This window comes from Micromonospora sp. ATLC20, assembly GCF_057196585.1.
In genome coordinates this window covers 1-13,175 of the sequence record NZ_JBXUOV010000068.1, presented here as the reverse complement: position 1 = coordinate 13,175, position 13,175 = coordinate 1, and the positions used below count along the sequence as shown (strand labels likewise).

Here is a 13,175-nt window from a genome sequence, read left to right as displayed (position 1 = left end):
GTACGCTCATCTACCCGCCGATGGGGACTGCGACACCCCGGCATGTCGTGACTGAGCTGCGGTAACGATCACGGTGGGTGGCCGCCGAAGCCCCGACGGCCACGTACCGTGACGACGTGATCAGAGTCGCTCTACCACGTAGTCGATGGACGCGGTGAGCGCCTCGACGTCGGCCGGCTCGACGGCCGGGAACAGTGCCACCCGCAGCTGGTTGCGGCCCAGCTTGCGGTACGGCTCGGTGTCGACGATGCCGTTGGCGCGCAGCGCCTTGGCGATCGCCGTCGCGTCCACCTCGTCGGCGAAGTCGATGGTGGCGACCACGTTGGACCGCAGGGCCGGGTCCGACACGAACGGCGTGGCGAACGACGAGCGCTCGGCCCAGCCGTACACGATGCCGGCGCTCTCGGCGGTGCGCTTGGCCGCCCAGGCCAGCCCGCCCTGGGAGTTCATCCAGTCGGTCTGCTCCGCGGCCAGGAAGATGGTCGCCAGCGCCGGGGTGTTGTACGTCTGCTCCAGCCGCGAGTTGTCGATCGCGGTGACCAGGTCGAGGAAGGCCGGGATGTAGCGGCCGGACTCCTTGACCTCGGTGGCCCGGGCCAGCGCGGCCGGCGACATCAGGGCCAGCCAGAGCCCGCCGTCGGAGCCGAAGCACTTCTGCGGCGCGAAGTAGTAGACGTCGGTCTGGGCGACGTCCACGTCCAGGCCGCCCGCGCCGGAGGTGGCGTCGACCAGCAGCAGCGAGCCCTCGTCGGCGCCCGCGACCCGGCTGATCGGCACCGCGACACCGGTGGAGGTCTCGTTGTGCGGGGTGGCGTAGACGTCCACGCCGGCCTCGGCCACCAGCGACGGGGCGCTGCCCGCGTCGGACTTGCGCACCGTCGGCTCACCGAGGAACGGCGCGTCGGAGACCGACTTGGCGAACTTGGCACCGAACTCGCCGAAGCTGGCGAACTGGGCCCGGTCGCGGATCAGGCCGAACGTGGCGACCTCCCAGAACGCGGTGGTGCCGCCGTTGCCGAGCACCACCTCGTACCCCTCGGGCAGGGAGAAGAACTCGGCCAGGCCGCGGCGCAGCCGGGACACCTGGTCGCGGACCGTCTTCTGCCGGTGCGACGTGCCCAGGTAGCTGGTGGCGACGTCGGAGAGGGCGGAGACCGCGGCCGGACGGACCTTGGACGGGCCGCAGCCGAATCGTCCGTCGGCGGGCCTGATCTCGTCGGGAATCCGGATGGTCGGTGCGTCAGCCACGGTCTTGAAGATCCTTCCGCATGGGCGAGAGGTGAGCTGGCAGGCGCGGACGATGTCCTGCCGCGTGGCGGCGGGCGGCGTCCGAGCCCGTTCCGGCGACACTGCCACGGCCATCCTCGCACCTGCCCGGGCACGTCCGGCGGGCTGTCCCACCCCGGTCGGTGAGGCGTCCGCCACACGCCCGGCGTGCCGGCCCCGGAAATGCCGGAGCCCCGCTCCACCGCACGGGGAACGGGGCTCCGGGCGAGACGTCAGACGCCGTGCGGGATGGCGTCCCAGCCCTCGACCTGCTGCGGCTTGCGCGGGCCGTGGCCGACGTACGTGGCCGACGGCCGGACCAGCCGCTGCAGCTTCTTCTGCTCCAGGATGTGCGCCGACCAGCCGCCCATCCGGGCGCAGGTGAACATCGAGGTGAACATGTGCGCCGGCACCTCGGCGAAGTCCAGCACCACCGCCGACCAGAACTCGACGTTGGTGGCGAGGACGCGGTCCGGGCGGCGGGCCTGGAGTTCGGCCAGCGCGGCCTTCTCCAGCGCCTCGGCGACCTCGAAGCGGGGCGCGCCCAGATCCTTGGCGGTACGCCGCAGCACGCGGGCGCGCGGGTCCTCGGCCCGGTAGACCCGGTGGCCGAAGCCCATCAGCCGCTCGCCCCGGTCGAGGACGCCCTTGACGTACCCGTCGGCGTCGCCGCTGCGCTCGACCGCCTCCAGCATGCTGAGCACCCGGGACGGTGCGCCGCCGTGCAGCGGGCCGGAGAGCGCGCCGATGCCGGAGGAGATGCAGGCCGCGGCGTCCGCGCCGGTGGAGGCGACGATCCGGGCGGTGAAGGTGGAGGCGTTCAGGCCGTGCTCGGCGGCCGAGATGAAGTACGCGTCGACGGCCTTGACGTGCCGCGGGTCGGGCTCACCCCGCCAGCGCTTCATGAACCGCTCGACGATGGTCTCCGCCTTGTCGATCTCCTTCTGCGGCACGGCCGGCAGGCCCAGGCCGCGCGCCGACTGGGCGACGAAGGACAGCGCGGTGACCGACACCCGGGCCAGGTCCTCACGGGCCTGCTCGTCGGAGATGTCGAGAAGCTGGCTGAGCCCCCAGTACGGCGCGAGCATGGCGACCGCGGACTGCACGTCGACGCGGATGTCACCGGAGTGCACCGGCACCGGGAACGGCTCGGCCGGCGGCAGGCCCGGGCCGAACCGGCCGTCCACCAGCAGCGCCCAGACGTTGCCGAACGAGACCTGGCCGATCAGGTCCTCGATGTCCACGCCCCGGTAGCGCAGTGAACCCCCCGCGCGGTCGGGTTCGGCGATCTCGGTCTCGAAGGCTACGACGCCCTCCAGGCCCGGTTTGAAATCGGACATGTCGTCTCCTGGCTTCGGCTCGGCGCGCCCGGGCGGGCTGATCGAGCCCCGCAGCTCAGGCGACCCTTCAGGGATGTGGTTCGGAACATCTTGCCCGCTGGGTAACAAGCTGCGCGACCCACAGCCACTGTGCGCCACGCGACATCCCCGCCGCTGGACGTCGGTGAGAGAGGGAGAAGACTGGGTACCGGGGCCTGGCCAGCGTCGGGGGACGCCGGCACGCCCGGGAGAGGGACAACCACAGTGACAGGCGACACACCCGCCCCGGCCGGCATGCGTAACGAGTACGCCGCCGACCTGGGCCTGACCGAGACGGACCTGGCGCCGGACTGGCACACCCAGTTCGCCCGCTGGTTCGCCGACGCGGTGGCCCATCCGCTGCCGGAGCCGAACGCGATGGTGCTCGGCACCGCCGACGACCGGGGCCGGCCCAGCGGGCGCACCGTGCTGCTCAAGGGGTACGACCCGGAGGGCTTCGTCTTCTACACCAACCACGGTTCGCGCAAGGGCACCGAGGCGACCGGCAACCCGTGGGCCAGCCTGGTGTTCCCGTGGTTCCCGATGCAGCGGCAGGTGACGGTGACCGGCCGGGTCGAGCAGGTGGACCGGGCCGAGACCGAGGCGTACTTCGCCGGCCGGCCGCGCGGCTCGCAGCTCGGGGCGTGGGCCAGCGCCCAGTCGGCAGTGGTGCCGGACCGGGCCGCGCTCGACGAGGCGTACCGGGCGGCGGCCGAGCGGTTCGCCGACGTGGACCCGATCCCCGCGCCGCCGCACTGGGGCGGGTTCCGGGTCCGTCCGGAGACCGTCGAGTTCTGGCAGGGCCGGGCCAGCCGACTGCACGACCGGCTGCGCTTCCGGCGTACCGGGGACGGGGTCTTCGTCGTCGAGCGGCTCGCACCGTGACCGACGTCACGCAGGCCCGGCGGCGGGGTGCGCGCCGCTGGGCGATCGACCTGCGCCCGCTGCGCGTGCCCGCGTACCGGCGGGTCTGGACCGGCAACGCGATCGCCATGTTCGGCTTCCAGTTCACCGCCGTGGCGGTGCCGGTGGAGATGTTCGACCTGACCGGCGGCTCGCTCTGGGTCGGTCTGCTCGGCATCGCGGGCTTCGTACCGTTGCTGCTCTTCGGGTTGTGGGGCGGCGCGGTCGCCGACGCCCGGGACCGCCGCCGGGTGCTGCTCGTCGGCGGCTGCGTGCTCTGGGCCTCGACGCTCGGGCTGCTGGTGCAGTCGCTGGCCGGCGTGCGCAGCCCGCTGCTGCTCCTGCTGCTCGTCGCCCTCCAGTCGACCGCCTTCGCGATCACCTCGCCGGCCCGCAGCGCGATCCTGCCCCGGCTCGTGCCGGCCGAGCTGGTCCCGGCGGCCACCACGCTGAACTTCACCACGTTCACCGCCGCCGCCGTCTTCGGCCCGCTCGCCGCCGGCCTGATCTTCGCCGCCTGGCAGGTCGGGGTGGCGCTGCCCATCGCGTACGCGGCGGACGCGCTGCTGTACACGGCGGCGCTCTGGGCCACGCTGCGGCTGCCCGCGATGCCGCCCACGCCGGACCCGGACGGCGGCGTCCGCAAGGCCGGGTTCGCCAGCATCGTCGACGGCTTCCGTTACCTGGCCACCACGCGGGTGCTGCTGCTCTCCTTCGCCATCGACCTGATCGCGATGATCCTGGCCATGCCGCGGGCGCTGTTCCCGGAGCTGGCGCAGGAACGCTTCGGCGGTGCCTCGGCGGTGGGCTGGCTCTACAGCTCCATCGCCATCGGCGCGATGCTGGGCGGCCTGACCTCCGGGTGGATCGGCCGGGTCCGCCGCCAGGGCCTCGCGCTCACCGTGGCGGTGGTCGGCTGGGGCGTGGCGATCGCGCTCGCCGGGCTGGCCGGCCAGTTGTGGGTGGCAGTGGTGCTGCTGGGCGTCGCCGGCGCCGCCGACCTGGTCAGCGCCACGCTGCGCCAGTCGATGCTGCTGGTCTACGCGCCGGACCGGATGCGGGGCCGCCTCCAGGGCGTGAACACGGTCGTGGTGGCCGGCGGCCCGCGCCTGGGTGACTTGCGGGCCGGTGCGATGGCCGCCGGTTTCGGCACCGGCTTCGCCATGGTCGGTGGCGGTCTGGCCGCCGCCGTACTCGCGGTGCTGCTGGTGGTGGCGTTCCCGGCGCTGCTGCGCTATCGCTCGACCACCCCCGCCGAGGAGCGCCGCTGACGGTAGGGTCGCCGACATGGGGATCGACACGCAGCCACCGTCCGGTGCACAGTGGACCATCGCGGCCGACGGCCACGAGGCCGTCGTGGTCGAGGTGGGCGGCGGGCTGCGGGCCTACCGCTACGACGGTGTGGACCACCTCGACGGGTACGCCGAGGACGAGGTCTGCCCCGGGTCGGCCGGGCAGGTGCTGGCGCCCTGGCCGAACCGTATCCGGGACGGCGTCTACACGGTCGGGGAGCGGTCGTTTCAGCTCGACCTCACCGAGCCGGAGCGGCACAACGCCCTGCACGGCCTGGTGAACTGGGTGCGGTGGCAGCCGATCGAGCAGTCGTCCGACAGCGTGACCATCGGCTACGACCTGCCGCCGAGCCCCGGCTACCCGTGGGCGCTGCGGATGCGGGCCCGGTGGAGCGTCGGCCCGGACGGCCTGCGGGCCGAGCACGAGGCGACGAACCTCTCCGACGAGCCCGCGCCGTTCGGCTTCTCCGTCCACCCCTACCTGCAACTGCCGAAGGTCGGCGTGGACGAGCTGCGGCTGCATCTGCCGGCCCGGCGGCGGGTGCTGGTGGACAGCCGCCTGCTGCCGGTCGCCGCCGCCGAGGTGACCGGCTCCGAGTTCGACTTCACCAGCCCGCGCCCGATCGGCGACCTGGTCCTCGACACCGCGTTCGGTGACGTCGAGCGGGACGCCGACGGCGGCTCGGCGGTGGTGCTCGGCGCGCCGGACGGCTCGTCCGGGCTGCGGATCTGGGCGGACCGCGAGTTCGGCTGGTGGCAGGTGTTCACCGGCGACACCCTCGGCGGGGAACGGCACCGCCGGTCCGTGGCGGTGGAGCCGATGACCTGCCCGCCGGACGCGTTCCGCTCCGGCAAGGACCTGATCATGCTGGAGCCGGGGCAGACCTGGCGGGGCGCCTGGGGCGTCCGCCCGGAGGTCTGAGCGTGGAGTTCGCCGAGGTCGTCCGGCGCCGCCGGATGGTACGCAACTACGACCCCGACCGGCCGGTGCCGCCGGAGGTGGTGGACCGGCTGCTCGACCACGCCGTCCGGGCCCCGTCGGCCGGGTTCTCGCAGGGCTGGGGCTTCCTGGTGCTGGAGGAACCCGAGGACCGGGAACGGTTCTGGGCCGCCACCACGCCCGGTGGCGGCGGCCGGGAACGCTGGCTGGCCGGGATGCGCCGGGCGCCGCTGATCGTGGTGCCGCACGCCAACCGCGACGCCTACCTGGACCGCTACGCCGAGGCGGACAAGGGCTGGGCGGACCGCGACGAGGACCGCTGGCCGGTGCCCTACTGGTACGTGGACACCGGTTTCGCGGCGCTGCTGATGCTGCTCACCGCCGTGGACGAAGGGCTGGGCGCCTGCTTCTTCGGCATCCCGCCGCAGCGCATCGGGGCGTACCGGGACGCGTTCGGGGTACCGCCGGAACTGCACCCGATCGGTGCGATCACAGTAGGTTACCGAGCTGTCGACCACCGGTCACCGTCGCTGCGCCGAGGGCGTCGTCCGGTGCAGGATGTGGTGCGGCGGGGACGGTGGACCTGAGCGGTTAGGCTGACATCCACATTGTCAGCCTGGCCTGGGGAGGAGAGCACGCCGTGATCTTCAGGGCGGTCCGGGACGGGCGTCCCTACCCGGAGCACAACCTCACGCTGAAGCAGTGGGCTGAGATTCCGCCGCGCCCGCTGCGGCTTGACCAGCTCATCACCACCAAGCGCGAACTCGCGCTGGACAAGCTGCTCGCGGAGGACTCCACCTTCTACGGCGACCTCTTCCCGCACGTCGTCCAGTGGAACGGCGGCCTCTACCTGGAGGACGGCCTGCACCGGGCGCTGCGCGCGGCGCTCCAGCAGCGAAACCAGATCCACGCGCGGGTGCTCGTGCTCGGTGACCAGGGCGAGTGACGCCTCCCTGAGGCTTGGTTAAGGTGACGCCATGACTCCTCTCGACCTGCTCGACATCGATGCGTCGCTCAGCGACGAGGAGCGGCAGATCCGCGCCGTCGTGCGCCGGCTCGTGACCGACCGGGTACGCCCGCACGTCGCCGGCTGGTACGAGGACGGCCAGGTCCCGGCCCGCGAACTGGCCCGCGAGTTCGGCAAGCTCGGCCTGCTCGGCATGCACCTGACCGGATACGGCTGCGCCGGCGCCTCCGCCGTCGCGTACGGGCTGGCCTGCCTGGAACTGGAGGCCGGCGACTCCGGCGTCCGGTCCCTGGTCTCGGTGCAGGGATCGCTGGCCATGTACGCCATCTGGCGCTTCGGCAGCGAGGAGCAGAAGCAACGCTGGCTGCCCGCGATGGCGGCCGGCGAGGCGATCGGCTGCTTCGGGCTCACCGAACCCGACCACGGCTCCGACCCCGCCTCGATGGCCACCCGGGCCCGCCGCGACGGCGACGACTGGATCCTCAACGGCAGCAAGCTGTGGATCACCAACGCGCCGATCGCCGACGTGGGCGTGATCTGGGCGCGTACCGACGACGGGGTACGCGGCTTCGCCGTACCCATGGACACGCCGGGGGTGACGGCGCGCGAGATCCGGCAGAAGATGTCGCTGCGCGCGTCACTGACCGGCGAGATCGCGCTCGACGACGTCCGGCTGCCGGCCGACGCGCGACTGCCCGAGGCGATCGGGCTCAAGGCGCCGCTGGGGTGCCTGACCGAGGCCCGGCACGGCATCGTCTGGGGCGCGCTGGGCGCGGCCCGCGACTGCCTGGAGACGGCCCTGGAGTACGCGACCACACGCACCCAGTTCGGCCGCCCGCTCGCCGGTTTCCAGCTCACCCAGGCCAAGCTCGCCGACATGGCGGTGGAGTGGAACAAGGGGATGCTGCTCGCGCTGCACCTGGGCCGCCTCGCCGACGCCGGCTCGCTGCGGCCCCACCAGGTGAGCGTGGGCAAGCTGAACAACGTCCGCGAGGCCCTCGCCATCGCCCGGCAGTGCCGCACGATCCTCGGCGCCAACGGCGTGTCGGGGGAGTACCCGGTGATGCGGCACGCCAACAACCTGGAGAGCGTGCTCACCTACGAGGGCACCTCCGAGATCCACCAGCTCGTCATCGGCCAGCGGCTCACGGGCCTGTCCGCGTTCGCCTGACCTGCGGTTTCACCCGATCGAGGCGCTCGGCGAGCGACTGTCGCACGGTGGCCGTACCGTCATTGTCAGTCGATGTGTCGGACGAGGACGGTGAGGGCGATGGCCCGCGACGGTGACATCAACGAGCCCACCCGGGAGTTCCCGGACTACCCCACCAGCGAGTCCCTTCGCGACCGGGCGGAGGGTTCGCCCGATCCGGATCCCGGTCCGGGCGCCCCGGCGTCGGGCGGCGGTGCGGCGCGCGGCCTGCTCTGGGTGCTCGGCGCGGCGGCGCTGGCGGTCGTGGTGCTGCTCGGCGTGCAGGCCACCGGTCTGCTGCCCGACTTCCGTAACCCGTTCGCCAAGGAGCAGACCGACCGCAGCCAGCCGCCGCTGCTCAAGTCGATCCGTGACCTGAGCCGCTACGTCGCCGCCGAGGGCAACTTCCAGGTCGTGGTGGACGTGCAGAACGACAGGCGCAACGTGCCCGACTTCCTGCTCAACGAGCGCACGCTGTTCGTCGGGGCGGGCCGGGTCGAGGCGTACGTCGACTTCACGAAGATCGCCGACGGTGCCGTGGTGGTCTCCGAGGACGGCAAGTCCGCCGAGATCAAGCTGCCCGCGCCGCAGCTCGGCGAAACCGATCTGGACATGGACAAGAGCTACGTGTTCGCCGAGCAGCGCGGCCTGATCAACCGGCTCAACGACCTGGTGGCCGGCGACCCGAACCGGCAGCAGCAGGTCTACAAGCTCGCCGAGGACCGGATCACCGCTGCCGCCCGGGACAGCGGCCTCACCGCCCGGGCCGAGGAGAACACCCGCAAGATGCTCGAAGGGCTGCTGCGCTCCCTCGGCTACGAGAAGGTGACTGTCACCTACGCGGCACCCTGACATCCCTGCTCTGACGCCGCGCGCCCGCCCCGAGGATCCGGGGCGGTCGCGTCGCGTGTGTGCCGGCGTCCCGGCTCGTGTCGCGTCAGCGGGTGGCGAGGTAGCGGTCCTCGTTCGGCATCAGAACCCACAGGACCAGGTAGATGATGACCTGCGTGCCGGGCAGCAGCAGCGACAGCAGGAACAGCAGCCGGACCATGCCGGCCGACATGCCGAACCGCTGCCCCAGGCCGGCGCAGACACCGGCGATCATGCGCCCCTGGCGGGGCCGGACCAGTTTGCGACTCATCGTCGTCTCCCACTTCTGCGGCGATCCGCCGCGCTGATTCCACGGTAGAAAGGGGTACGCGCCGCGCCCTCAGCCCCGAGGAGGATCGGCGACCCGGGCACCCGTAGGTGCTTACCCCGGCCCCTCCCCACCAACGCACCCCCGCCCCGCCCCCCGCTCCCCGCTCCGCTTACGCGATCTTGCAGTTGCGGCCCATGTTCTGCCCCATTCGCACCCTTTCTGAGGGCCGCAACTGCAAGATCGCGGGATTGGTGGGGTGGCGGGGCGTTCGGCTGGACCGCTGCGTCGAGCGCGTTCCGCCTCGCGAGACAGGCGTTCCGTGGAGTGGGATCAGTGGAGATCTTGGTAGGAAAAGGCCCCCATGAGGGCCATTTGCTTCCAAGATCTCGCCGGGAGCGGGGATAGATGCGTCGATCTTGGAGTTGTGGCACCTCGCGAATGGCATTAATCGGGCATCCTGGGCGCCACAACTCCAAGATCGATAGGGAGGGGCGGGGCGGGAGGGGGCGGGCGGGGGTGGGAGGGGGCGGCGGGGCGGGTATGTGGCGGAGTGGGGGCGGGTATTCACGGGGGCGAGGTAGGCTCGCCGGTCGGGCGCCCCCACCCCGGGCGTCGGCCGTCTACCCGCCCGGCGGGCGCGGCACCTACGCACCGGCTCGGATCCGCACAACGGGGACGACGGCGAGGAAACAGCACATGATCAGTGTTTTCGATCTTTTCAGCGTCGGTATCGGGCCGTCCAGCTCGCACACCGTCGGGCCGATGCGGGCCGCCCGTACGTTCGTGGCGGGCCTGAAGGCCGACGGGCAGCTCGCCGACGTGGCGCGGGTACGGGCGGAGCTGTTCGGTTCGCTCGGCGCGACCGGGCACGGGCACGGCAGTGACCGGGCGGTGCTGCTGGGGCTGGAGGGTGAGGTCCCGGAGACTGTCGACACCGACTCGGTGGGGCCGCGTGTGGAGCGGATCCGTACGCAGCGGCGGCTGGACCTGTTCGGCAGCCAGGGGATCGACTTCGACCCGGACACGGATCTGGTGCTGCATCGCCGGCGCTCGTTGCCGTACCACCCGAACGGGATGACGTTCGGGGCGTACGACGCGGCCGGGAACGAGGTGCGGACGCGCACGTACTACTCGGTGGGTGGCGGGTTCGTGGTGGACGAGGCGGCGGCCGGGGCGGACCGGATCAAGGCGGACACCACCCGGGTGAAGCACCCGTTCCTCACCGGCGCGGAACTGCTCAAGGTCACCACCGGCACCGGGCTGTCGATCAGCGAGGTGATGCTCGCCAACGAGTTGTCCTGGCGCAGCGAGGCGGACGTGCGGGCGGGGCTGCTGGAGATCTGGCGGGTGATGCGCGAGTGCGTGGAGAGCGGCTGCACCCGTGACGGCGTACTCCCGGGCGGGTTGAAGGTCCGGCGGCGCGCGGCGGAGATGCGGCGCGGCCTGGAGGCGGAGACCGGCAGCGGGGATCCGCTGCGCGCGATGGACTGGGTGACGTTGTTCGCGCTGGCGGTCAACGAGGAGAACGCGGCCGGCGGGCGGGTGGTCACCGCGCCGACGAACGGCGCCGCCGGGATCATCCCGGCCGTGCTGCACTACTACACCCGGTTCGTGCCGGGTGCCTCCGAGGAGGGCGTGGTCCGGTTCCTGCTGGCGGCGGGTGCGATCGGCGTGCTGTTCAAGGAGAACGCGTCGATCTCCGGGGCCGAGGTGGGCTGCCAGGGCGAGGTGGGTTCGGCGTGTTCGATGGCGGCGGCCGGGCTGGCCGAGGCGCTGGGTGGTACGCCGGAGCAGGTGGAGAACGCCGCCGAGATCGGCATGGAGCACAACCTGGGGCTGACCTGCGACCCGGTGGGCGGCCTGGTGCAGATCCCGTGCATCGAGCGCAACGCGGTGGCGAGCATCAAGGCGATCACCGCGGCCCGGTTGGCGTTGCGGGGCGACGGGGTGCACCACGTGTCGCTGGACAAGGTCATCAAGACCATGCGGGAGACCGGCGCGGACATGAAGGTCAAGTACAAGGAGACCGCGCGGGGCGGCCTCGCCGTCAACGTGATCGAGTGCTGACCCCGTTGGGGTGATCCGGCGCGTGCCCGGGCCGGGGCCGCGACGGATGGCGCGACGATGGTGCGGTGACGTCAGGCGTCGCGGCGCTCTGGTCCGCCCGCACCTCGCTGCGCATCCTGGTCCGCCGGGATCTCGCGGTGAAGTACCAGCAGTCGGTGCTGGGCTACTTCTGGTCGCTGATCGAGCCGCTCGGCATGGGCCTGATCTACTGGTTCGTCTTCGGCGTGCTCTACTCCGGCGCGACCCGGCGGCACCTGGGCGAGGCGGCCGGGTCGTACCCGCTGTTCCTGATCACCGGCATCTTCGCCTGGATGTGGGCGAGTTCGGCGCTGACCGAGGCCGCTAACGCGCTCACCGGGCAGTCCCGGCTGATCACCACGATGAACCTGCCCCGGCCGATCTTCCCGATCGGGCGGGTCGCCGGCCGGTTCGCCGAGTACCTGGCCGGGTTGCCGATCCTGGCCGCCGTCGCGGCGATCTACGCGAGCCAGGGGAAGATCCGCCCCGGCTGGAGCCTGCTCGCCCTGCCGCTGGCGGTGGCGGTGCAGTTCGTGCTGCTGGTGGGTCTGGCGTTGCTGCTGTCGGCGGGCAACGTGCTGATGCGCGACATCGAGCGCACGATGCGGCTGGTCATCCGGCTGCTGTTCTACGCGACCCCGATCATCTATCCGCTCGACCTGGTGCGGGAGTCGGGCATGCCGGGCTGGCTCAAGATCGGGTACGAGCTGAACCCGCTGGTCGGGATCTTCCAGCTGCACCACGCGGTCTGGTATCCGGACGAGTTCCCCGACGCCCGGCTGCTCACCGTCACGGTGTCCGGCAGCGTGCTGGTGCTGGCGCTGGGCTGGTGGGCGTTCCACCGCCTCGAACCGGCAGTGCTGAAGGAACTCTGAATGGCGCCGATCATCGAGGCGGACGGGCTCGGCATCCGGTTCGTCCGCAACCGGCGCCGTCAGCTGCGGCTGCGGGAGCTGATCGTGCACCGGGGCGCCCGTGACCCGGACGCGGGCCGGTTCTGGCCGCTGCGTGACCTGTCGTTCCGGGTCGAGCCGGGCGAGACGGTGGGCGTGGTGGGGCGCAACGGCACCGGCAAGAGCACGCTGCTGCGGCTGATCGCCGGTGTGCTCATCCCGGACGAGGGCTCGATCCGGGTGCACGGCCGGGTGGCGCCGCTGCTCGAACTGTCCGCCGGGTTCTCCGGCGACCTGACCGGGCGGGAGAACCTCTACCTGGTGGGCGGGCTGCACGGGCTGTCGTCGGCGTACCTGCGGGAACACTTCGACGAGATCGTCTCGTTCGCCGGTGAGCAGGTGGAACGCGCCATCGACACGTCGGTGCGGCACTACTCGTCGGGGATGAAGGTGCGGCTGGGTTTCGCGGTGATCGCGCACCTGCCGCACCCGGTGCTGCTTGTGGACGAGGTGACAGCGGTCGGGGACGCGGAGTTCCGCGCGAAGTGCTATGCGACCATCGAGCGACTTCTCGCGGAAGGGCGCACGCTGGTGCTGGTGTCACACAACGACAAGGACCTCACCCGGTTCTGCCGTCGGGGGCTGTACCTCGACGCCGGACGGCTGATCGTCGACGGGACGATCGACGAGGCGCTGGCGGCCTACGCCGACGCGGCGAAGCGGTGACGCTCGCGATCGTGCTCGCCGCCGACCCGGCGGCGGGCCACCTCACCGAACCCGGCCGACCTGCCGGGGAACCACTCACCGAGCGGCTGGCCGCGCAGTGGCGCCGGGCCGGGGCGGACGACGTGCGTATTGCCGCCGACCTGACCGAGCTGGCCGACCTGGTGGCCGGCGCGACCGGGCCGGTGCTGGTGAGCGGCGCTGACCTGGTGGCGCACACCGCCGTACTCAAGCACCTCGCGACCAGCCCGGTGGGGCCGACGGTGGCGCTGGTGCTCACCGATCCGCCCGCTCCCGGGCAGGCCACGGTGCGCGAGGAGCGCGGGCAGGTGGTCGAGGTCGGCGCCGCCGACCCGAGCGGCGTGTTCGGTGGCGCGCTGCGGGTGGGCGCGGCCGACCTGCCCGCGCTCGCCGACGC

The 13,175-nt window shown here is 72.2% G+C and carries 13 protein-coding genes and 1 pseudogene; 11 read left to right on the top strand and 3 right to left on the bottom strand.

Features of this window, described 5'->3' with window-relative positions; translation table 11 throughout:
- Positions 1-120: 120 nt before the first annotated feature.
- Both serC and AC2CHG_RS16275 read right to left on the bottom strand, forming a co-directional pair.
- Positions 121-1,248: a phosphoserine transaminase gene (serC, locus tag AC2CHG_RS16280; protein WP_463840028.1), complete on the bottom strand. Its 1,128-nt coding sequence runs from the start codon at positions 1,246-1,248 to the stop codon at positions 121-123.
- A 251-nt stretch (positions 1,249-1,499) separates the two neighbouring features.
- Complete coding sequence (locus AC2CHG_RS16275; protein ID WP_484525045.1) at positions 1,500-2,606, bottom strand: citrate synthase 2; 1,107 nt, start codon at positions 2,604-2,606, stop codon at positions 1,500-1,502.
- Positions 2,607-2,879: 273 nt separating this feature from the next.
- Between AC2CHG_RS16275 and pdxH the strand changes: the two genes are divergently transcribed.
- The 7 genes from pdxH to AC2CHG_RS16240 all read left to right on the top strand — a co-directional run bounded on the left by pdxH (position 2,880) and on the right by AC2CHG_RS16240 (position 8,767).
- A complete protein-coding gene (gene pdxH, locus AC2CHG_RS16270) occupies positions 2,880-3,509 on the top strand; it encodes a pyridoxamine 5'-phosphate oxidase (RefSeq protein ID WP_484525052.1) in 630 nt (209 codons plus the stop codon).
- Positions 3,506-4,798: an MFS transporter gene (locus AC2CHG_RS16265; RefSeq protein ID WP_484525044.1), complete on the top strand. Its 1,293-nt coding sequence runs from the start codon at positions 3,506-3,508 to the stop codon at positions 4,796-4,798. The genes pdxH and AC2CHG_RS16265 overlap by 4 nt, the downstream gene beginning before the upstream one ends.
- A gap of 16 nt (positions 4,799-4,814) precedes the next feature.
- Complete coding sequence (locus AC2CHG_RS16260; RefSeq protein WP_366618314.1) at positions 4,815-5,741, top strand: aldose 1-epimerase family protein; 927 nt, start codon at positions 4,815-4,817, stop codon at positions 5,739-5,741.
- A 2-nt stretch (positions 5,742-5,743) separates the two neighbouring features.
- Entirely contained in the window at positions 5,744-6,346 is a 603-nt protein-coding gene (locus tag AC2CHG_RS16255; RefSeq protein ID WP_262015400.1) for a nitroreductase family protein, read from the top strand.
- 53 nt (positions 6,347-6,399) lie between these two features.
- A complete protein-coding gene (locus AC2CHG_RS16250) occupies positions 6,400-6,705 on the top strand; it encodes a type II toxin-antitoxin system VapB family antitoxin (protein WP_013283726.1) in 306 nt (101 codons plus the stop codon).
- Between the two features lie 31 nt (positions 6,706-6,736).
- Entirely contained in the window at positions 6,737-7,897 is a 1,161-nt protein-coding gene (locus AC2CHG_RS16245; RefSeq protein ID WP_484525043.1) for an acyl-CoA dehydrogenase family protein, read from the top strand.
- A 99-nt stretch (positions 7,898-7,996) separates the two neighbouring features.
- On the top strand, positions 7,997-8,767 hold the full coding sequence (locus AC2CHG_RS16240; RefSeq protein ID WP_262015402.1) for a DUF4230 domain-containing protein: 771 nt from the start codon (positions 7,997-7,999) through the stop codon (positions 8,765-8,767).
- 85 nt (positions 8,768-8,852) lie between these two features.
- On the opposite strand, the gene AC2CHG_RS16235 is transcribed toward AC2CHG_RS16240, so the two are convergent.
- The gene (locus tag AC2CHG_RS16235; protein ID WP_135242981.1) at positions 8,853-9,056 is read right to left on the bottom strand and encodes a PspC domain-containing protein; all 204 of its coding nucleotides are present in this window, start codon (positions 9,054-9,056) and stop codon (positions 8,853-8,855) included.
- 696 nt (positions 9,057-9,752) lie between these two features.
- Between AC2CHG_RS16235 and AC2CHG_RS16230 the strand changes: the two genes are divergently transcribed.
- The 4 genes and pseudogenes from AC2CHG_RS16230 to AC2CHG_RS16215 all read left to right on the top strand — a co-directional run.
- The gene (locus AC2CHG_RS16230; protein WP_484525042.1) at positions 9,753-11,123 is read left to right on the top strand and encodes an L-serine ammonia-lyase; all 1,371 of its coding nucleotides are present in this window, start codon (positions 9,753-9,755) and stop codon (positions 11,121-11,123) included.
- Between the two features lie 65 nt (positions 11,124-11,188).
- Positions 11,189-12,016, top strand: coding sequence for an ABC transporter permease (locus tag AC2CHG_RS16225; RefSeq protein ID WP_484525041.1), 828 nt, complete (start codon positions 11,189-11,191; stop codon positions 12,014-12,016).
- Positions 12,017-12,760, top strand: coding sequence for an ABC transporter ATP-binding protein (locus AC2CHG_RS16220; RefSeq protein WP_013283732.1), 744 nt, complete (start codon positions 12,017-12,019; stop codon positions 12,758-12,760). It abuts the gene before it with no gap.
- A pseudogene (locus AC2CHG_RS16215) lies at positions 12,757-13,175 on the top strand (CDP-alcohol phosphatidyltransferase family protein); the annotation flags it as partial. The gene AC2CHG_RS16220 and the pseudogene AC2CHG_RS16215, both read left to right, overlap by 4 nt.